This window comes from Hydrogenophaga sp. L310, assembly GCF_055703065.1.
The window spans coordinates 444,869-462,802 of sequence record NZ_JBVPZA010000002.1; the positions used below are offsets into that span (position 1 = coordinate 444,869).

Genomic DNA, 17,934 nt, shown 5'->3' on the forward strand with positions numbered 1-17,934 from the left:
CATGACCATCAAAGTAGCCCTCGCCGGCGCCGGCGCCTTCGGTATCAAACACCTGGACGGCATCCAGAACATCGACGGCGTTGAAGTGGTTTCGCTGATCAGCCGCGACCTCGGAAAAACCCAGGAAGTCGCCGACAAGTACGGTATCGGTCACGTCACCACCGACCTCGCCGACAGCCTGGCGATGAAGGAAGTGGACGCCGTGATCCTCTGCACCCCGACGCAGATGCACGCCGAGCAGACGCTGGCCTGCCTGAAGGCCGGCAAACACGTGCAGGTGGAGATTCCCCTGGCCGACAACCTGAAGGGCGCCGAAGAAGTCGTGGCGCTGCAGAAGCAGACCGGCCTGGTGGCGATGTGCGGCCACACCCGCCGCTTCAACCCCAGCCACCAGTACGTGAACCAGGAAATCACGGCGGGCCGGTTCAACATCCAGCAGATGGATGTGCAGACCTACTTCTTCCGCCGCACCAACACCAACGCGCTGGGCCAGGCGCGCAGCTGGACCGACCACCTGCTGTGGCACCACGCCGCCCACACGGTGGACCTGTTTGCCTACCAGTGCGGCAGCCCCATCGTGCAGGCCAACGCCATTCAGGGCCCGATCCACCCGGTGCTGGGCATCGCCATGGACATGAGCATCCAGCTCAAAGCCGCCAACGGCGCCATCTGCACGCTGAGCCTCTCGTTCAACAACGACGGCCCGCTCGGAACCTTCTTCCGCTACATCGGCGACACCGCGACCTACATCGCGCGCTACGACGACCTGTTCACCGGCAAGGAAGAAAAGATCGACGTGAGCCAGGTGGCGGTGTCCATGAACGGCATCGAGCTGCAGGACCGCGAGTTCTTCGCTGCGATCCAGGAAGGCCGCGAGCCGAACTCCAGCGTGGGCAAGGTGTTCAACTGCTACCAGGTGCTGCACAACCTGGAACAGCAACTCAACGCGAACTGAAGTGCCTTCCTCCCTCTCCCTCTGGGGGAGGGCAGGGGTGAGGGCTCTGTGCGCCCCAAGCACAATGGGGTCAGACCATTCTCCGCACAGCGTTGAACGGTCTGGCCTTTTTTTCTTGATGCGAGGAACCCAGCATGCAACAACGCCAACTCGGCCCCTTCACAGTCTCAGCCATCGGCCTGGGCTGCATGAACATCTGCCACGCCTACGGCGCACCCGTTTCCGAGCAGCAGGCCGAGCGTGTGCTGCTCGGCGCGCTGGACGCGGGCGTGACCCACTTCGACACCGCGGCGCTCTACGGCTTTGGCGCCAGCGAGACGCTGGTGGGCAAGGTGTTGTCAAAGCACCGCGCGAAATTCACGCTTGCCAGCAAATGCGGCATGCAGGGCGTGCCCAATGCCGATGGCGTGAAGGTGCGCGTGATCGACGGACGGCCCGAGACCATCAAGGCCACCTGCGAAGCAGCACTCAAGCGCCTGCAGACCGATGTGATCGATCTCTACTACCTGCACCGCTGGGACAAGCAGGTGCCCATCGAAGAGAGCGTGGGCGCGCTGGGTGACCTGGTGCGCGCCGGAAAGATCCGAAGCATCGGCCTCTCCGAGGTTTCGGCCCCCACCTTGCGCAAGGCCCACGCCGAACACCCCGTCGCCGCGCTGCAGACCGAGTACTCGCTGTGGACGCGAAACCCCGAGATCGCCGTGCTGCAGGCCTGCCGCGAACTGGGCGTCAGTTTCGTGGCCTTCAGCCCGGTGGCGCGCGGCTTCCTGTGCGGCGAGTTGGACGTGAAGGCCTTCGATGCGAAAGACATCCGGCGCACGATGCCGCGCTTCCTGCCCGACAACTACGCTGCCAATGTGGCCCTGCTGCCGGCTTACAACCAGATCGCCGCCGAGGTGGGGTGCACCCCGGCGCAGCTCGCCATCGCCTGGCTGCTGCACCAGGGCGATGACATCCTGCCCATCCCCGGCACCACCAGCGTGGAGCACCTGCAGGACGACCTGGGTGCGGTGAACGTCAAGCTCGACGCTTCCGTGATGGCGCGGCTCGGCGACCACATCAACCAGCACACCGTGAAGGGCGATCGCTACAACGCGCAGGGCAACAGCGAGGTGGACACCGAGGTGTTCTGAGGCGCGGTGGTGCAGCGGGGAAACCCCGGTCGCCACGGTGTAAGCTGGGCACGGACACAACAACCAGAGCAACGGGATAGGGAGCGCCATGCAGCACATCAAGCGGTTTTTCTGGGCCTACCTGCTGGTCCTGGCGGGTCTCTGGTGGTTCACCGATCAGACCGTCTGGGCCGAGCTTCCCCACTTTTTTGCCTGGCGCAGTGTCCTGATGCAGGGCAGCGGCGTGCTGGCCATCGGGGTGATGAGTGCGGCGATGGTGCTGGCCGTGCGGCCCGTGGTGTTCGAGCCCTGGCTGGGTGGTCTGGACAAGATGTACCGGCTGCACAAGTGGCTGGGCATCTCGGGCCTGGTGCTGTCCATCGGCCACTGGCTGTTGTCCGAGGCGGCCAAATGGATGGTCGGCCTGGGCTGGCTGACCCGACCCGAGCGCGGACCCCGCCCGACCCTGGTGGATGAACCGGTCCGGCAGTTTTTCATGAACCAGCGCGGACTGGCCGAGGGCCTGGGTGAGTGGGCGTTTTATGCGGCCGTGGCGCTGATGGCGCTGGCACTGATCAAACGCTTCCCGTACCGGTATTTCTTCCGCACCCACCGCCTGCTCGCCGTGGCCTATCTGGTGCTGGTTTGGCACTCGGTGGTTCTGCTGCAGTTCGACTACTGGAGCGGCGTGCTGGGGCCGGTGATGGCGCTGCTGATGGCTGCGGGCAGCGTTGCTGCCGTGATGGTGCTGTTCGGCCGCGTGGCCGTTCATCGGCAACTGGTGGGTGAGGTGACGGCCGTGCGGCTTCACCCCGCGCTGAATGTCATCGAGGTCAATATCGGGTTCCAGGGCCGCTGGGCAGGCCACGAGGCGGGCCAGTTCGCCTTTGTGACCTTGCACGAAAAGGAGGGCGCGCATCCCTACACCATCACGTCCGCGTGGGCCGACGATGGCCGCCTGACCTTCATCATCAAGGCCCTGGGCGACTACACCAGCACCCTGGCCGAAACGGTCAAGGTCGGGGACGTGGTCAAGGTGGAGGGGCCCTACGGGCGCTTCAATTTCGCGGGCCAGCAGCCGCGCCAGATCTGGGTGGGCGCGGGCATTGGCATCACGCCCTTCATCGGGCGCATGAAGGCCCTGGCCCAGGCGCCCGATGGCAAGACCATCGACCTGTTCCACACCACAGCCGTCTACGATGACCATGCCATCGGTCTGATCGAGGCGGACGCGAAAGCCGCGGGTGTCCGCCTGCACGTGTCGTGGGACGAACGCGACGGCTGGCTGACCGCGGCACGCATCGCGGAGCAGGTTCCCGAATGGCGCGATGCGGACTTCTGGTTCTGCGGACCGGCCGCGTTCGGGCGCACGCTGAAGAAGGATTTCGTGGCCCTGGGGCTGGACGAGACACGCTTCCACCAGGAACTGTTCGAGATGCGGTGACGCAAGCCGGCAGGGATCTCCCCCCAACGCCGATACAAAACGAAAAGAACCGAAACCGCGCTGACACCCCCCAGGCGACGCCCGCCGGCACCATGACGGACATGTTCAACAAGGTTCTGAAAGGACCACCGTCATGAAAACCTGGATCAAACGCACCCTCATCGGTCTGACCACCGCCACCGTGGTGCTGGGCGGCCTCACCGCCTGCGGCAGCCGTGGCGACCACGCCCGTGGCTGGAGCGAAGAGCGCGTCACCGAAATGCGCGGCAAGGCGATCGAACGCATCAGCAGCAAGCTCGAACTCAACGCCGAACAGAAGCAGAAGCTCGGTGTTCTGGCCGATCAGATGATCGCCTCGCGCAAGGCCTTCCGGGGTGAAGGGGCCGATCCACGCGCCGACTTCAAGGCCCTGGTCGCGGGCGAGAAGTTTGACCGTGCCAAGGCGCAGAGCCTGCTCGACCAGAAAACCGCCGCCGTGCAAGGCAACGCGCCCAAGGTGCTGACCGCACTGGCCGACTTCTACGACAGCCTCAACCCCGAGCAGCAACGCCAGGTGCGCGAAAAGCTGGACAAGCGCGGTCACGGCCGGTGGGGCCGGGGCTGATCGGGCGAGCGAAGCACACGTTCTGAATGCACGGACCATGTCGCCCGCCTTCGAACCCATCCACCACCTGGCGCAGCAGAGCCGGGCCCATGCCCCGGCTCTGCTGGCCGGGGCCGACGATCCGCACGCCGAGCTGCTGGCCATGGTCTGGGGCCCGCGTTTCGACCGCCAGCACGCGCTTGATCTCTGGGCCCGGCTCTCGCAGCAACAACCCGCCGAGGCCTTGCCGCTGCTGCCCGCACTGATCTCGGCGGCCGACCGCTTCGACACCCTGGGTGTTCCGGTGCAGCACCGGCTGCGCCGCCTGATCGTGCGACACCGTGCCCTGTCAGAATGAGTTCATGCACCGCATCCTGCTCATCGACGACGACGAACAGCTCGGCCCTCCGCTGGCGACGTACTTCCAGCGTTTCGAGTTGCAACTCACCCACGCTTTTCGACCCAGTGATGGATTGGCCCGTTTGCGCGCGGGGGGCTTCGACGCCGCCATCCTCGACGTGATGTTGCCCGAGATGGACGGCTTCGAACTCTGCCGAACCATCCGCAAGGAGAGCGATATTCCCATCGTCATGCTCACCGCGCGCGGCGAGGTGATGGACCGCGTGGTCGGCCTGGAAATCGGCGCCGACGACTACCTGCCCAAACCCTTCGAGCCGCGTGAACTCGTGGCGCGCCTGCAGACCGTGCTGCGCCGCCGCCGGGCCAGCCTGGCGCCGCGGCACACCGCGCCGAACCCCACCAACGGTGAACTCCGCTTCGAGGGCCTCACGCTCGACCCCGCGCGCCGCAGCGTCGTGCGCGAAGGGCAAGACATCGAACTCACCGGCACCGAATTCGAACTGCTGCTGTTGCTCGCGCGGGAACCGGGCAAGGTGTTCAGCCGCGACGACATCCTCAACCAGCTGCGCGGCCACGAGGCCGAGCTGTACACCCGCGCGGTGGACATCGTGGTCAGCCGCCTGCGCAAGAAGCTGGAGCCGCTGGACTGCATCAAGACGCTGCGCAACGCCGGCTACTCGCTCGCGCTGCGCCGCGTTCAGCCATGAGCGCCGCGCGGCCGCTCCGAAGGCGCTCAGCCCCGCAGTGCGCAGCACGGAGGGTCGTCCAGTGAGCGCCACCACGCCCCCGGCCCATCGCTCATCGTGGAAGCGCGCCAAGCACCGGCTGGCGCACTCCATCAAGCTGCGCATGGTGCTGGTCTTCCTGCTGCTGGCCGCAGCGATGACCTTTGTCTTCATCACCGGTGCGCAGAAGGCTTTTTCCATTGGCTGGCGTGAAGCCGCGCGCCCGCTGCTCATGGACTATGTGGACCACCTGGTGGCCGACATCACCGTGGGTGGCGGTGCACCGGACCTGGAGCGCGCCCGCGCCATCACCGGGCGCCTGCCGCTGACCGTGCGCATCACCGGCCCGCAGGTGAACTGGGCCTCGCATCCCGATCAGGGCCCGCCCGACTGGCTGCGCGACAACCCCGACGACCCGGACCGGCGCGACCGCGAAGACGGGGGCGGCGGCAAGGACTGGCAGCGCATCCTGAAACGCAGCACCGCCGACGGCCACAGCATCGAGTTCGGCATCAACGGCGAGGCTTTCGAGCGCCGCCCGCGCATGGTGGGCTACGCGCTCACCTCGCTGCTCGTGCTCACGCTGCTCGCGTTTCTCTACGTGCGCCGCCTGCTGCGCCCGCTGGACGCGATCCAGGCCGGCGCGCGCCGCTTTGGCGCCGGTGATTTCAGCCAGCCCATTCCCGAGCGCTGCCTGCACGGCCCCGACGAACTGGGCGAACTCGCGGTCACCATCAACACCATGGGCCAGGACATCCAGCAGATGCTCGATGCCAAGCGCGCGCTGCTGCTTGCCATCAGCCACGAACTGCGCAGCCCGCTCACCCGCGCGCGGCTCAACACCGAACTGCTGCCCGAAACGGCCGAGGTCAACCCGCAGCGCGAAGCCCTGTTGCGCGACCTGCAGGAAATGGCCCGCCTCATCACCGACCTGCTGGAGAGCGAGCGCCTGGCCACGAAGCACGCCGCGCTGCAGCGCGAACCCGTGGCGCTGGAGGCACTGGCGCGCGAGGTCATCGGCGAGCTGCAGGCCCGCCACCCCGAGGCCGCGCGCACCGCACTGCACGCCGCGCCCGACCTGCCGACCTTGCAGCTCGACCCGGCGCGCATGCGCCTGCTGCTGCGCAACCTGCTCGACAACGCCCTGCGCCACAGCGCGGGGGCGTCGCTGCCGCCCGAACTGCACCTGAGCACCGAAGGGCAGGGCATCCGGATCGAGGTGCGCGACCACGGTCCGGGTGTGCCCGAAGAGCAGATCCCCCACCTGGCCGAACCCTTTTTCCGCCCGGACACCGCACGCACCCGCGCGCAAGGTGGCGTGGGCCTGGGGCTGTATCTGTGCAAGCTGGTGGCGAAGGCGCACGGCGGCACGTTTGAGGTGCGCAATGCGTTGCCCGGGCTGGCGGTCACGGTCACGCTGCCGGGTTGAAAGCCCCTGGGGTTGACGCGGGTCAGCCCCCGCAATCGTGGCCTGTGCCATGCTGCCCTCATGAACACCCCCACGCTCCCCGGCTTCGCCATCGCGCCCACGCGCTTCCTGTTTTTCACCGGCAAGGGGGGCGTGGGCAAGACCTCGCTCTCCACCGCCACCGCCATCGCGCTGGCCGACGCGGGCCAGCGCGTGCTGCTGGTCAGCACCGACGCGGCTTCGAATCTTGACGAGATGCTCGGCGTGCCGCTGTCCAACCAGCCGGTGCCCGTGCCCGGTGTGCCGGGGCTGCAGATGCTCAACATCGACCCCGATACCGCCGCCGAAGCTTACCGGCAGCGCGTGCTCGCGCAGCTCGAAGCCGGCGCCAGCGACGACGAGCGCCAGACCGTGCGCGAGCAGCTCTCGGGCGCCTGCACCACCGAGATCGCCGCCTTCGACGAATTCGCCGCGTTGCTGGCGAGCGAGGGCATCGACGGCGGCTACGACCACGTGGTCTTCGACACCGCGCCCACCGGCCACACCCTGCGCCTCTTGAGCCTGCCCAAGGCATGGACCGGCTTCCTCGCCGGCAACGACCGCGGCGCATCGTGCCTCGGCCCACACTCGGGGCTGAAGATGCAGGAAGCCCGCTTCAACGCCGCGCTGCAGGCGCTGAGCGACCCCGCGCTCACCACCGTGGTGCTCGTCACCCGGCCCGACCCGCGCCCCATGCAGGAAGCCGCGCGCACAGCCGAAGAACTGAGCCAGCTCGGCCTGGCCAACCAGCGCCTCGCCGTCAACGGCGTGTTCCACGCCATCAGCGCCAGCGACCCGATCGCCAACGCCATCGAAGCCCTCGGCCGTCAAGCCCTGCATGACATGCCCGACGCGCTCGCCCGCCTGCCGCGCGACGAGGTGCCGCTGCGCGCCTTCGACACCGTGGGTCTGCCCGCGCTGCGGGCACTGCTGCAAGGCGGTGACGTGACCGCGCCTGCGCCCCAAGCCGCAACACCTGTGCTGCCCGCCGAACCGCTCAGCCGCATGGCCGACGAGCTCGCCGCCGTGGGCCACGGCCTCATCATGGTCATGGGCAAAGGCGGCGTGGGCAAGACCACCATCGCCGCCGCACTCGCCGTCGGCCTGGTGCAGCGCGGCCACAGCGTGCACCTCACCACCACCGACCCGGCGGCCCACGTGGCCGACGCGCTCAACGGCAGCCTGGAAGGTCTCAAGGTCGGCCGCATCGACCCCAAGGCCGAGACCGCCGCCTACATCGCCAAGATCATGGCCACGCGCGGCAAGGATCTGGACGAACCCGGCAAAGCCCTGCTGCTCGAAGACCTGCAATCGCCCTGCACCGAAGAAGTGGCCGTGTTCCACGCCTTCAGCCGCGTGGTCAACGAGGCGCGCAGCGCCTTCGTGGTGCTCGACACCGCGCCCACCGGCCACAGCCTGCTGCTCATGGACGCCACCGGCGCCTACCACCGGCAGATGACGCGGCAGTACGAAGGCAAGGCGGAAGGCAAGGGCCTGCACATCATCACGCCGCTCATGCGCCTGCAAGACGGCAGCATGACGCGCGTGATCATCGTCACCCTGCCCGAAGTCACCCCGGTCAGCCAGGCCGCTGCGCTGCAAGACGACCTGCGCCGCGCGAAGATCGAACCTTGGGCCTGGGTCATCAACAAAAGCATCGCCGCCACCGGCACGACAGACCCGCTGCTGCAGGCGCGGCTGGCGGGCGAAATCCGGCAGACCGAGCGGATTGCGGGCGGGCTGGCGAAGCGGACGTTTGTGTTGCCTTGGTTGCCGGAGTCGCCGGTGGGCGTGGAGGCGCTGGGGGCGCTGGTTGAAGCGCCAAGGCAATCGCCAGCCGCGTAGTGGTCGGGGCGGTGTTGAACCCGTGATGCACTGGACCTCCCAGATTCGAAGCATGTTCTCATGAAAACCCTCCCCCTCCGCCTCACCCCCGGCCAGGACCTGCGCGAAGCGCTCGAAGCCGCCGTGCGCGCACAAGGCTGCAAAGCTGCGTTCGTGCTCTCGGGCATCGGCAGTCTGGTGGATGCGCGCATCCGCTTTGCCGGGGCCGACGAGCCGCTGTGCATCTGCGGGGACTCGGAAATCTTGAGTCTGTCAGGTACGGTGGGGGTGGGGGCTGCGGACGATGCTGGGCGGGGCCATTCACACCTGCACATGGCCGTGGCGGCCGCCACGGGCGAGGTGTTCGGCGGCCATGTGGCGCCGGGTTGCCGGGTGCGCACCACGGCCGAGGTGTTGCTGGCCTTGCTGCCCGAATGGACGTTCACGCGTGAGGCGGATGCCACCACCGGATTCGCCGAACTGGTGGTGAAGACGCGCGAAGGTTGAACCTCGCAGCCGCTCACTTCACCAGCAAATTCGCCAAGTCGAACCCCACATCGCCCGCCTGCTCGCGCGTGGGCGAGACGCCGGCGTCGAGCAGCTTGCGCACCAGCAGATGGTCTTTGCTGGCGTTGACGCTGTCGGCGGCGATGAGCTGCTCGCCCTTGAAGTGGTAGACGGTGAATGCGCCCGCAGCCATGTCGCCGCGCACGGCCCAGCCGTCTGCTCCCATGGACAGGCCGGCCATCTGCAGCTTCTTGTCGTACTGGTCGCTCCAGAACCAGGGCGTAGCGGTGAAGGGGCGCTCTTGCCCGAGCAGCGCGGCGGCGGCGCTCTTGCCTTGTTCGGTGGCGTTTTGCACCGATTCGAGCCGCAGCAGGTTGCCGTCGGCCAGGCGTCGCGCGGTGCAGTCCCCGGCGGCCACGATGGAAGGGTCGCTGGTGCGGCAGCAGGCGTCGACCACGATGCCGCGCTCGCATTCGAGACCGGCGGCCTGGGCGAGCTGGTCGTTGGCGCTGACGCCGATGCCGACCACCACCAGGCCCGCGGGCACGACGCTGCCGTCGGCCAGCTTCACCCCGGTCACCCCGTTCGCGTCGGCTTCGAGCCCGGTGACCTGCGCACCCAGCAGCAGCTGCACGTCGTGGCCGCGGTGCAGCTCGGCGTACCAGTCGCTCAGCACCGGTGCGAGCACGCGGCCGAGCAGGCGCGGCGCGGCTTCGAGCACGGTGACGGCCAGGCCTTTCTTGCGCGCGGTGGCCGCCACTTCGAGGCCGATGAAACCGCCGCCGATGACAACCACCGGGCGCTGCTGTTCGATGCACGCGGCCAGGCGGTCGGCGATGGCGCTGGCGTCGTCGCGCGTGCGCAGGGCCAGCACACCGGGCGCGTCGCTGCCGGGCAGGGGCAGGGCGCGCGGCGCGCTGCCGGTGGCGAGCACGAGGCCGGTGTAGGGCAGGGCGCTGCCGTCGCCGAGGATCACGGTCTGGTCGCTACGGTCGATGGCCTTGACGGTGACGCCGGTGCGCAGCGCGATGTTCTTGCGCGCCAGCATCTCGGGCGCGCGCATCACCAGCTGGGCCGCTTCGATCTCGCCGGCCATCCAGGCCTTGGAGAGCGGCGGGCGGTGGTAAGGGCCGTGGGGTTCGTCGCCCAGCAGGGTGATGGGGCCTTCGAAGCCACCGGTACGCAGGGCTTCGGCCGTCATCACGCCGGCCTGGCCCGCGCCCACGATGACGATGCCGGCGCTGGCTTCGGTGCTCATTCCTGGCATTCCGGGAGGTGCACCACGGCGCCTTCCAGCGCGGGGCTGGCCTTGATCTGGCAGGCCAGGCGGCTGTTGGGGCGGCGTTCGGCCACCACGTTGTCCAGCATGTCCAGCTCGCCCTGCGTGGGCGCGGGCAGCACACCGGCCAGCAGCTCGTCCACATAGCAGTGGCAGGTGGCGCAGGCGCAGGAGCCGCCGCATTCGCCGACGATGCCGTCCACGCCGTTGGCGGTCGCGCCCTGCATCAGGCTCCAGCCGTCGGCGAGGTTGAGGGTGGTGGACTGGCCGCTGGCCTCGATGAAGGTGATGTTTGCCATGGTGTCTCCAGAAAACAGAAAGGCGCTGCCCGGTGACAGGCAGCGCGATGGTAAGTGAGGCGCCTTAAGCGGCTCTGAGTTCGAGCACCAGCGGGCTGCGGAAGGTGCTGGAGGGCATCCACGGCAGCTGGTCGGCCACGCGGCTGTAGTCGGGCACCACCTTGTGGAACTCGTCGAAAGCGATCTTCACCGCCAGGCGCGCGATGGCGGTGCCGAGGCAGGCGTGCACACCGCCGCCAAAGCCCAGGTGGCCACGCGGCTTGCGGCCGATGTCGTAGACGTCGGGGTTGGGGTACTGGCGCTCGTCGCGGTTGCCGCTGCCGTAGGCCAGGCAGACGAAGTCGCCTTCCTTCATGGTCTGGCCGTGGATGTTCACGTCCTTCATCAGGCGGCGGCGGAAGCGCTGGGCCGAGGTGTTGAAGCGCAGGCTTTCTTCGATCGCGTCGGGCAGCAGCTCGGGGTTGGCCACCACGGCTTTGCGCGCGTCATCGAACGTGGCCAGGTTGTAGGCGAACATCATCATGAAACCGCCGAGCGATTCGACGCCGGCCATGATCAGCGTGGTGGTGGTCAGCAGCACCTCGCGGTCGTCCAGCCGGTCGCCGTCGATCTCGGCCAGCGCGAAGTTGCTGATCAGGTCGTTGCGCGGCTCGGCGCGGCGCATCGCGATCACCTTGGCGGCGTACTCCTGCATCCAGTTGTAGGCGGCGATGTGCTCAGGGCCCTTGGCGCGGGTGCGGGCGTCGCTCTGCACCATCAACACAGCGTTGTCGCGCACGATCTGTTCGTCCACGATGGCCTCTTCGCCCATGGGCAGGCCGAGCGCGGCCATCAGCACCTTCACCGTGAACTGCGACGAGACTTCCTTGAAGTCGAACTGCTTCGTGCCCTTGAGCTGGCCAAACACCTGTTTGGCCACATCGCGGATGGGCTCTTCCAGCGCGAGCAGATTGCGCTTCATGAAGGCGTGCTGGATCAGGCCGCGCAGGCGGTCGTGTTTCGGTGGGTCGGAGCTGCCGAGCGTGGCGCCGGCGCGGCCGGGCAGCTCGGTCATGAGGTTGCCGCTGGCGCTGGAGTAGGTCTGCCAGTCCTGGCCGGCGGAGACGATGTCGGCGTAGCGCGAGAGGATCCACATCTGGGCTTCCTCGCTCCAGAAGCAGGGCGCTTCGTCGCGCAGTTGCTTGTAATAAGGGAACGGGTCGGCGTCAACGGCCGGCGAATACGGATCGAAATGGAAGCTCATGGCTGTGTCTCCTGTGGGTGGAATCCGGTACGGACTGTAGGCCTCCTGGCGCCGATTGGCACTGCACTTAGCAGGGATAATTCTTGTACTTTTGAATCAAGGTGTTCCGCCATGCCGCAGACGAACCCATCCCCGCCACGCACCCGGCCCTCCCGCGGCCAGCCCGTGGCCATCCCGCGTTTTGCGCTCTACGGCGAGGCCGCGGCACCCGGCCAGGACATGCTGCACATCGAGTCGGTAGCGTCGCGCAGCCGGCTCTACCACTGGGAGATCGAGCCCCATGTGCACCAGGGCCTGTACCAGATCCTCTGGCTGCAAAGGGGTTCGGCCGAGGTGGTGCTGGACGAATGGCGCGCCTCGGTGGCCGGGCCGGCCGCCATCGTGGTGCCGCCGGGGGTGGTGCACGGCTTCGTTTTTGCGCCCGAAACCGATGGCCGCGTGCTCACGCTCAGCGCGCGGTTTCTGGTGGAGGGTGAGTTCCAGGCCGTGGGGGAGGCGTTCCGAGCGCTCTTCTCGGCGCCGGGGATCTTGCATTTTTCGCCCGACGATGGCGAGGCCCAGCGCCTGAGCGTGCAGCTCGGGGAGCTGGCCGCCGAGTTCAACTTGCCCGGCTCGGCCGATGCGCCGGTGGTGCAGTGGCTGGCGCGGGCCGTGGTCTGGCGCCTGGCCCGCGCGAGCGAGCAGGGCCAGCGCGAGGGAGGCGAGCGCGCCCACCAGCACCAGGCGCTGTTCACCCGCTTCCTGCTGCTGGTGGAGGAACATTTTCTGGAGCACTGGCCGCTGGAGCGCTACGCGTCGCGCCTGGGGTTGTCCACCCAGCGGCTCAACCGTCTGGCGCGCGCGGGCAGCGGGCGCAGTGCGCTGGAGCTGGTGCACGAACGCCTCACGCGCGAGGCCTGCCGACGGTTGGTGTACATCGCCGCGCCGGCGGCCAGCCTGGCGCTGGAACTGGGCTTTGAGGACCCGGCCTACTTTTCCCGTTTTTTCAAACGCCGCACCGGTCTGAGCCCACAGCGCTGGCGCGAGGCACAGCGCCCGCCAGTGACGTGATCAGCGCGCATTGTTTTGTGACCTGGCCGCCGCGCCTGGCGCCAGCGCGTCGAGCCGTTCGCGCAGCCAGCGGTGGGCGGCGTCGTCCTGGTGGCGCCGGTGCCAGATCATGTACATCGGCAGCGTGGGGCAGGGCGTCGGCACGTCTGCCCGGGCGAATTCGCGCATGAAACTGTCGTGCAGCAGGGCCGGCGCCGTGGCCAGCAGCGGGCTGCCGCGCAGGAACGCGGGCAGGCCACCGAAGCCCGGCACCATGACGACAAAACGCCGGTGGATACCCTGCGCGGCAAGCGTGCGGTCCAGGTAGATCGTGCGTTTCGGTTCGTAGACCACGGTGACGTGATCGGCGGCGAGGTATTCGGCCAGCGTGGCCGGCGCCTCGCGCACCGCCGCATCAAAGTAGACGCAGTAGCGGTCTTCAAAGATGCGTTTCTGCACGATGTCGCTGCCTTCGGGTGGGCGCGGACTGATGGCGATGTCGCACACGCCGTCGCGCAGCATCTCCAGGCTGGGGATGTCCGACGGGATGATGCGCAGCACCACGCCGGGCGCCTGTTCGCGCAGCATCTGCGCCAGTGCGGGCAGCAGCACGTCGCGCTGGAAGTCGTTGGCGGCGATGGTGACCGTGCTCTGCCAGCGCGCGGGGTCGAACGCGCCCGTGTGGGCAAAGCCCTGCAACTGGCGCAGCAGTTCACGCGCCTGCACGGCCAGCTCGCCTGCACGCGCGGTGGCCACGATGCCGCGCCCGCTCTTCACGAACAGCGCGTCGCCGGTGATGCTGCGCAGCTTGTCGAGCTGGTGGCTGACGGCCGACTGCGTGACCCCCAGCGATTGCGCTGCGCGGGTGACGCTGCCGGCCTCCACCACCGTCACCAGCAGTTGCAGCAGGCGGGCATCCAGGTCCGACCAATCGAATTTGCTCATTGGTCATATGATCATTCATCGGTTTATCTTTGGCAATGGGTTGGGAATACTGGCGGCTTGACCCAAGTCAATCCACCCCACGCAGGAGACGAATGTGAGCAAAACGATTCCCGGCACCACACCGTTTGACGGCAGCGCGGCACAGAAGGGCTATGCCCTGAACAAGATGTGCTTCTCGTTCAATGACAAGGCCAACCGCGACGCCTTCGTGGCCGATCCCGAGGCTTTCATGCAGCAGTACGGCCTGAACGAGGAGCAGGCCGGGGCCATCCGCTCCAAGCAGGTGCTGGCCCTGATCGCGGCCGGCGGCAACGCCTACTACCTGGCCAAGTTCGCCGGCATCTTCGGCCTGGACATGCAGGACATCGGCGCGCAGCAGACCGGCATGAGCAAGGACGAGTTCAAGGCCAAATTGGTGGCCGCGAACGAGCAGTGCTGAACCCACAGGAGACACAAGACATGGCACAACTCATCGGTGGCCTGGCCACATCGCACATCCCCGCCATCGGCGGCGCCATCCACAAGGGCCTGCAGAACGAGCCCTACTGGAAACCTTTCTTCGACGGTTTCCCGCCGATTCACGACTGGCTGGGCAAGGTCAAGCCGGACGTGGTGGTGGTGTTCTACAACGACCACGGCCTGAACTTTTTCCTCGACAAGATGCCGACCTTCGCGGTGGGCGCTGCTGCCACCTACAGCAACGCCGACGAAGGCTGGGGCATTCCCACGCTGCCGCCGATTCCCGGCTGTCCGGAGCTGTCGTGGCACATCATCAACCAGCTGATCGCGAAAGAGTTCGACATCGTGACCTGCCAGGAGATGCTGGTGGACCACGCCTGCACGCTGCCGCTCAAGCTGTTCTGGCCCGAACATGACGTGGCGCCGGTGCAGATCGTGCCGATCGACATCAACACGGTGCAGTTCCCGTTGCCGACGGCCAAGCGGGTCTACAAGCTGGGCAAGGCGGTGGGTGAGGCGATCCAGAGCTGGGACAGCGACAAGCGCGTGGCGGTGATGGCCACGGGTGGCCTCTCGCACCAGCTGGACGGTGAGCGCGCGGGCTTCATCAACAAGAAGTTCGACCTGCAGTTCCTGGACAGCATGGAAACGAACCCCGAGTGGGCAACGCAGTTCAGCGATCTGGAGTTGGTGGAGAAGGCGGGCACGCAGGGCGTGGAGCTGCTGATGTGGCTGGCGATGCGCGCGGCGCTGACGGCCGGTGGTTCGGGTGTGCGCAAGGTGCACAGCAATTACCACATCCCGATTTCGAACACCGCTACCGGGGTGTTGGCGCTGGAGACGGTTTGAAGTTGTTCTTGTCGTGATTCGAGGGAGGGAGCCTTTGGCTCCCTTTTTTTCGTGCCTGCATGGTTGGTGGGTGCATAGAGCGCCGGGCGCTTGACTCTGCTCATGTCCCCCGGAACGGGCTGCGCCCGTTCCTCCTCCTTTACTTCGCTGCGTCAAGCACCCGACGCTCCATACACTGAGGCTATGTGGGCGCGCCCACCCCTGCGGGCACGCCCATCTGCAGGCGTCTCGCTGAGGTGGGGCGTACTGCGCAGCGAAGTAAAGGAGGAGGGCTCGGCCGCAGGCCGAGGCCGGGGGACATGAGCGGAGCAGTGCGCCCCGCCTCGGCGAGACACACCACACAAGCTGGCACGAAAAAAAGGGAGCCAAAGGCTCCCTCTACAGACAAGTCAGAAAGTCCGACGATTACATCGAATCGATGAAGCTGCGCAGCTTGTCCGAACGGCTCGGGTGCTTGAGCTTGCGCACCGCCTTGGACTCGATCTGACGGATGCGCTCGCGCGTCACGTCGAACTGCTTGCCCACTTCTTCCAGCGTGTGGTCGGTCGACATCTCGATGCCGAAACGCATGCGCAACACCTTGGCTTCGCGCGGTGTCAGGCTGTCGAGGATTTCCTTGACCACGTCGCGCAGACCGGCCTGCATCGCAGCCTCGATCGGCGCGGTGTTCGCCTGGTCTTCGATGAAATCGCCCAGGTGCGAATCGTCGTCGTCGCCGATGGGCGTTTCCATCGAGATCGGCTCTTTCGCGATCTTCATGATCTTGCGGATCTTGTCTTCCGGCATCTCCATCTTCTCGGCCAGGATGGACGCATCGGGTTCAAAACCGTGCTCCTGCAAATGCTGGCGGCTGATGCGGTTCATCTTGTTGATCGTCTCGATCATGTGCACCGGGATGCGGATCGTGCGCGCCTGGTCGGCGATCGAGCGCGTGATCGCCTGGCGGATCCACCACGTGGCATACGTCGAGAACTTGTAGCCGCGGCGGTATTCGAATTTGTCCACGGCCTTCATCAGGCCAATGTTGCCTTCCTGGATCAGGTCCAGGAATTGCAGGCCACGGTTGGTGTACTTCTTCGCGATCGAAATCACCAGGCGCAGGTTGGCCTCGATCATTTCTTTCTTCGCGTCGCGCGAGGTGGACTCGCCCGAATTCATCCGCTTGTGGATGTCTTTCAGGTGCGCCAGCGGCACGACCACGCTGCTCTGGATGTTCATCAGGCCGGTCTGCAGTTCCTGCACCGGCGGGATGTTGCGCTGCATGATCACGCTCCAGGGCTTGCCGGCAGCGGCCTGCTTTTCAACCCACTTCAGGTTCAGCAGGTTGGCCGGGAAGTCGGCGATGAACTTGTCCTGCGGCATGCCGCACTTGTCCACGATGATGCGGCGCAGTTCGCGCTCTTTCTTGCGCACTTCATCGACCTGGTTGCGCATCGTGCTGCACAGCTTTTCGATCGCCTTGGCGGTGAAGCGGATCGACATCAGCGTCTCGGTGATGGCGAGCTGCGTCTTCAGGTAGGTCGGCGTGCCGTAACCTTCCTTGTCGTAGGTCTTGTGCAGTTTCTCGAACTGGCCGCGCAGGGTGTCGAAGCGGGTCAGCGCTTCGCGCTTGAGTTCTTCGAGTTTGCGGGTGAGGGCCTTGGAGCCGCCCTTGCCGTCGTCGTCATCGGCTTCATCGTAGTCGTCGAAGTCCTCTTCGGCCACGTAATCGTCGGCCGCATCGGCGTCGGCGAAACCGTCCACCACGGTGGAGATCACGACCTTGCCTTCGCGGATGTCCTCGGCCATGGCCAGGATGTCGGCGATGGTGGCGGGCGATTCGGAAATCGCGGCCATCATGTCGTTGAGGCCACCCTCGATGCGCTTGGCGATTTCAATTTCGCCTTCGCGCGTCAGCAGCTCGACCGTGCCCATTTCACGCATGTACATGCGCACCGGGTCGGTGGTGCGGCCGAACTCGCTGTCCACCGTGGACAGAGCGGCTTCGGCTTCTTCTTCGGCTTCTTCTTCGGTCGCGGCGGTGGGGCCGGTGTTGTTCAGCAGCAGGGTTTCGGCGTCGGGCGTCTGTTCGTAGACGGCCACACCCATGTCGTTCAGCAGCGAAACCACCACTTCCAGCGTCTCGGCCTCGACCAGCTTGTCGGGCAGGTGGTCGTTGATTTCGCCGTGCGTCAGGTAGCCGCGTGTCTTGCCCAGCTTGATCAGGGTCTTGAGGCGTTCGCGGCGGTTCTTGGCTTCTTCTTCGGACAGGACGGTTTCGTCCAGGCCGAATTCCTTCATCAGCGCGCGCTCCTTGGCCTTGCTGATCTTCATGCGCAGCGGCTTGACCTTCTCGACCGGCTGAGCGGTGGCGTCGACCACTTCGGTCTCGGCTTCGACTTCACCGGTCAGGTCGTCTTCGATGTCGCTCAGGTCGGCGTCATCCAGATCGGCGCCTTCTTTGGCCCCCGCCTTGGGCTTGCGGCCCCGCTTGGCAGCGGGTTTGCCGGCCGGAGCGGCTTTGGCCGGTCGGCCCGCCTTTTTCTTCGACTCGGCGCTCGCGTCGACAACGTCGAGCTCGTCGTCGGCGGTCTTGCGGGCGGGGGGTTTGGCAGCGGGTTTTACAGGCATCTTGGCGGTCACTGAGGGTTTCTTGGGCGCTTCGGGAGCGGCTGGGCCGGCTTTGGCCTTGGTGGCTGTTTTTGTGCTGGACTGGACAGGCGTACTGGACTTCTTCGCAGGCATGAGGACCTCAAAAAAAATGGCAGAGACAGGACCGGCAGAACTCACAAAAATCGCCAAAAGGTCGCCGCAGGCGGCCACTCCGGTGGTTTTTGTCGGGCACTACGCCCACCTTTCGCCGGAAAGGGCGGGCCTGCAAGCTGTGTGGGCGAA

Annotated in this window: 17 protein-coding genes; 12 read left to right on the forward strand and 5 right to left on the reverse strand. The window is 66.6% G+C overall.

The annotated features are described in order from the left end of the window. Nucleotide 1 precedes the first annotated feature (1 nt). The 9 genes from AC0GNO_RS05840 (at nucleotide 2) to AC0GNO_RS05880 (ending at nucleotide 8,957) form a co-directional block, all read left to right on the forward strand. Nucleotides 2-955, forward strand: a complete 954-nt coding sequence (locus AC0GNO_RS05840) for a Gfo/Idh/MocA family oxidoreductase (RefSeq protein WP_472903290.1) — start codon at nucleotides 2-4, stop codon at nucleotides 953-955. A 134-nt stretch (nucleotides 956-1,089) separates the two neighbouring features. Next, nucleotides 1,090-2,088 carry an aldo/keto reductase gene (locus tag AC0GNO_RS05845; RefSeq protein WP_472903291.1) on the forward strand — a complete coding sequence of 333 codons (999 nt, stop codon included), beginning with the start codon at nucleotides 1,090-1,092 and terminating at the stop codon, nucleotides 2,086-2,088. 88 nt (nucleotides 2,089-2,176) lie between these two features. Continuing rightward, the gene (locus AC0GNO_RS05850; protein ID WP_472903292.1) at nucleotides 2,177-3,511 is read left to right on the forward strand and encodes a ferredoxin reductase family protein; all 1,335 of its coding nucleotides are present in this window, start codon (nucleotides 2,177-2,179) and stop codon (nucleotides 3,509-3,511) included. A 133-nt stretch (nucleotides 3,512-3,644) separates the two neighbouring features. Then, nucleotides 3,645-4,115, forward strand: coding sequence for a Spy/CpxP family protein refolding chaperone (locus tag AC0GNO_RS05855; RefSeq protein ID WP_472903293.1), 471 nt, complete (start codon nucleotides 3,645-3,647; stop codon nucleotides 4,113-4,115). Between the two features lie 37 nt (nucleotides 4,116-4,152). Further along, the gene (locus tag AC0GNO_RS05860) at nucleotides 4,153-4,452 is read left to right on the forward strand and encodes a hypothetical protein (RefSeq protein ID WP_472890457.1); all 300 of its coding nucleotides are present in this window, start codon (nucleotides 4,153-4,155) and stop codon (nucleotides 4,450-4,452) included. 4 nt (nucleotides 4,453-4,456) lie between these two features. Further along, complete coding sequence (locus AC0GNO_RS05865) at nucleotides 4,457-5,161, forward strand: response regulator transcription factor (protein WP_472903294.1); 705 nt, start codon at nucleotides 4,457-4,459, stop codon at nucleotides 5,159-5,161. A 61-nt stretch (nucleotides 5,162-5,222) separates the two neighbouring features. Continuing rightward, nucleotides 5,223-6,608: a HAMP domain-containing sensor histidine kinase gene (locus AC0GNO_RS05870; RefSeq protein WP_472903295.1), complete on the forward strand. Its 1,386-nt coding sequence runs from the start codon at nucleotides 5,223-5,225 to the stop codon at nucleotides 6,606-6,608. 60 nt (nucleotides 6,609-6,668) lie between these two features. Then, entirely contained in the window at nucleotides 6,669-8,471 is a 1,803-nt protein-coding gene (gene arsA, locus AC0GNO_RS05875; protein WP_472903296.1) for an arsenical pump-driving ATPase, read from the forward strand. A gap of 60 nt (nucleotides 8,472-8,531) precedes the next feature. After that, nucleotides 8,532-8,957 (forward strand): PPC domain-containing DNA-binding protein, encoded by a 426-nt coding sequence (locus AC0GNO_RS05880; RefSeq protein ID WP_472903297.1) that lies wholly within the window; start codon nucleotides 8,532-8,534, stop codon nucleotides 8,955-8,957. A gap of 13 nt (nucleotides 8,958-8,970) precedes the next feature. On the opposite strand, the gene AC0GNO_RS05885 is transcribed toward AC0GNO_RS05880, so the two are convergent. From AC0GNO_RS05885 to AC0GNO_RS05895, 3 genes are all read right to left on the reverse strand, one after another. Further along, nucleotides 8,971-10,215, reverse strand: coding sequence for an NAD(P)/FAD-dependent oxidoreductase (locus AC0GNO_RS05885; protein ID WP_472903298.1), 1,245 nt, complete (start codon nucleotides 10,213-10,215; stop codon nucleotides 8,971-8,973). Continuing rightward, nucleotides 10,212-10,535, reverse strand: a complete 324-nt coding sequence (locus AC0GNO_RS05890) for a 2Fe-2S iron-sulfur cluster-binding protein (protein WP_472903299.1) — start codon at nucleotides 10,533-10,535, stop codon at nucleotides 10,212-10,214. Before AC0GNO_RS05890 ends, AC0GNO_RS05885 begins: the two co-directional genes overlap by 4 nt. 64 nt (nucleotides 10,536-10,599) lie before the next feature. After that, the gene (locus AC0GNO_RS05895) at nucleotides 10,600-11,778 is read right to left on the reverse strand and encodes a cytochrome P450 (RefSeq protein ID WP_472903300.1); all 1,179 of its coding nucleotides are present in this window, start codon (nucleotides 11,776-11,778) and stop codon (nucleotides 10,600-10,602) included. 111 nt (nucleotides 11,779-11,889) lie between these two features. On the opposite strand from AC0GNO_RS05895, the gene AC0GNO_RS05900 reads away from it, so the two are divergent. Then, nucleotides 11,890-12,828, forward strand: coding sequence for a helix-turn-helix domain-containing protein (locus AC0GNO_RS05900; RefSeq protein ID WP_472903301.1), 939 nt, complete (start codon nucleotides 11,890-11,892; stop codon nucleotides 12,826-12,828). Here AC0GNO_RS05900 and AC0GNO_RS05905 read toward each other — a convergent pair whose 3' ends face one another. Next, a complete protein-coding gene (locus AC0GNO_RS05905) occupies nucleotides 12,829-13,752 on the reverse strand; it encodes a LysR family transcriptional regulator (RefSeq protein ID WP_472903302.1) in 924 nt (307 codons plus the stop codon). Nucleotides 13,753-13,846: 94 nt separating this feature from the next. On the opposite strand from AC0GNO_RS05905, the gene AC0GNO_RS05910 reads away from it, so the two are divergent. Together AC0GNO_RS05910 and AC0GNO_RS05915 are read left to right on the forward strand one after the other, a co-directional pair. Beyond that, complete coding sequence (locus AC0GNO_RS05910) at nucleotides 13,847-14,191, forward strand: protocatechuate 4,5-dioxygenase subunit alpha (protein ID WP_472888018.1); 345 nt, start codon at nucleotides 13,847-13,849, stop codon at nucleotides 14,189-14,191. Between the two features lie 20 nt (nucleotides 14,192-14,211). Next, complete coding sequence (locus AC0GNO_RS05915; protein WP_472903303.1) at nucleotides 14,212-15,060, forward strand: class III extradiol dioxygenase family protein; 849 nt, start codon at nucleotides 14,212-14,214, stop codon at nucleotides 15,058-15,060. A 405-nt stretch (nucleotides 15,061-15,465) separates the two neighbouring features. Here the strand turns inward: AC0GNO_RS05915 and rpoD are convergent, their stop codons facing one another. Then, nucleotides 15,466-17,784, reverse strand: a complete 2,319-nt coding sequence (rpoD, locus tag AC0GNO_RS05920) for an RNA polymerase sigma factor RpoD (RefSeq protein ID WP_472888020.1) — start codon at nucleotides 17,782-17,784, stop codon at nucleotides 15,466-15,468. Nucleotides 17,785-17,934 lie beyond the last annotated feature (150 nt).

Coding starts and splice junctions, on each gene's coding strand:
- AC0GNO_RS05840 (WP_472903290.1), top strand. CDS start 2: ATGACCATCAAAGTAGCCCTCGCCGGCGCCGGCGCCTTCGGTATCAAA.
- AC0GNO_RS05845 (WP_472903291.1), top strand. CDS start 1,090: ATGCAACAACGCCAACTCGGCCCCTTCACAGTCTCAGCCATCGGCCTG.
- AC0GNO_RS05850 (WP_472903292.1), top strand. CDS start 2,177: ATGCAGCACATCAAGCGGTTTTTCTGGGCCTACCTGCTGGTCCTGGCG.
- AC0GNO_RS05855 (WP_472903293.1), top strand. CDS start 3,645: ATGAAAACCTGGATCAAACGCACCCTCATCGGTCTGACCACCGCCACC.
- AC0GNO_RS05860 (WP_472890457.1), top strand. CDS start 4,153: ATGTCGCCCGCCTTCGAACCCATCCACCACCTGGCGCAGCAGAGCCGG.
- AC0GNO_RS05865 (WP_472903294.1), top strand. CDS start 4,457: ATGCACCGCATCCTGCTCATCGACGACGACGAACAGCTCGGCCCTCCG.
- arsA (WP_472903296.1), top strand. CDS start 6,669: ATGAACACCCCCACGCTCCCCGGCTTCGCCATCGCGCCCACGCGCTTC.
- AC0GNO_RS05880 (WP_472903297.1), top strand. CDS start 8,532: ATGAAAACCCTCCCCCTCCGCCTCACCCCCGGCCAGGACCTGCGCGAA.
- AC0GNO_RS05885 (WP_472903298.1), bottom strand. CDS start 10,215: ATGAGCACCGAAGCCAGCGCCGGCATCGTCATCGTGGGCGCGGGCCAG.
- AC0GNO_RS05890 (WP_472903299.1), bottom strand. CDS start 10,535: ATGGCAAACATCACCTTCATCGAGGCCAGCGGCCAGTCCACCACCCTC.
- AC0GNO_RS05895 (WP_472903300.1), bottom strand. CDS start 11,778: ATGAGCTTCCATTTCGATCCGTATTCGCCGGCCGTTGACGCCGACCCG.
- AC0GNO_RS05900 (WP_472903301.1), top strand. CDS start 11,890: ATGCCGCAGACGAACCCATCCCCGCCACGCACCCGGCCCTCCCGCGGC.
- AC0GNO_RS05905 (WP_472903302.1), bottom strand. CDS start 13,752: ATGAGCAAATTCGATTGGTCGGACCTGGATGCCCGCCTGCTGCAACTG.
- AC0GNO_RS05915 (WP_472903303.1), top strand. CDS start 14,212: ATGGCACAACTCATCGGTGGCCTGGCCACATCGCACATCCCCGCCATC.
- rpoD (WP_472888020.1), bottom strand. CDS start 17,784: ATGCCTGCGAAGAAGTCCAGTACGCCTGTCCAGTCCAGCACAAAAACA.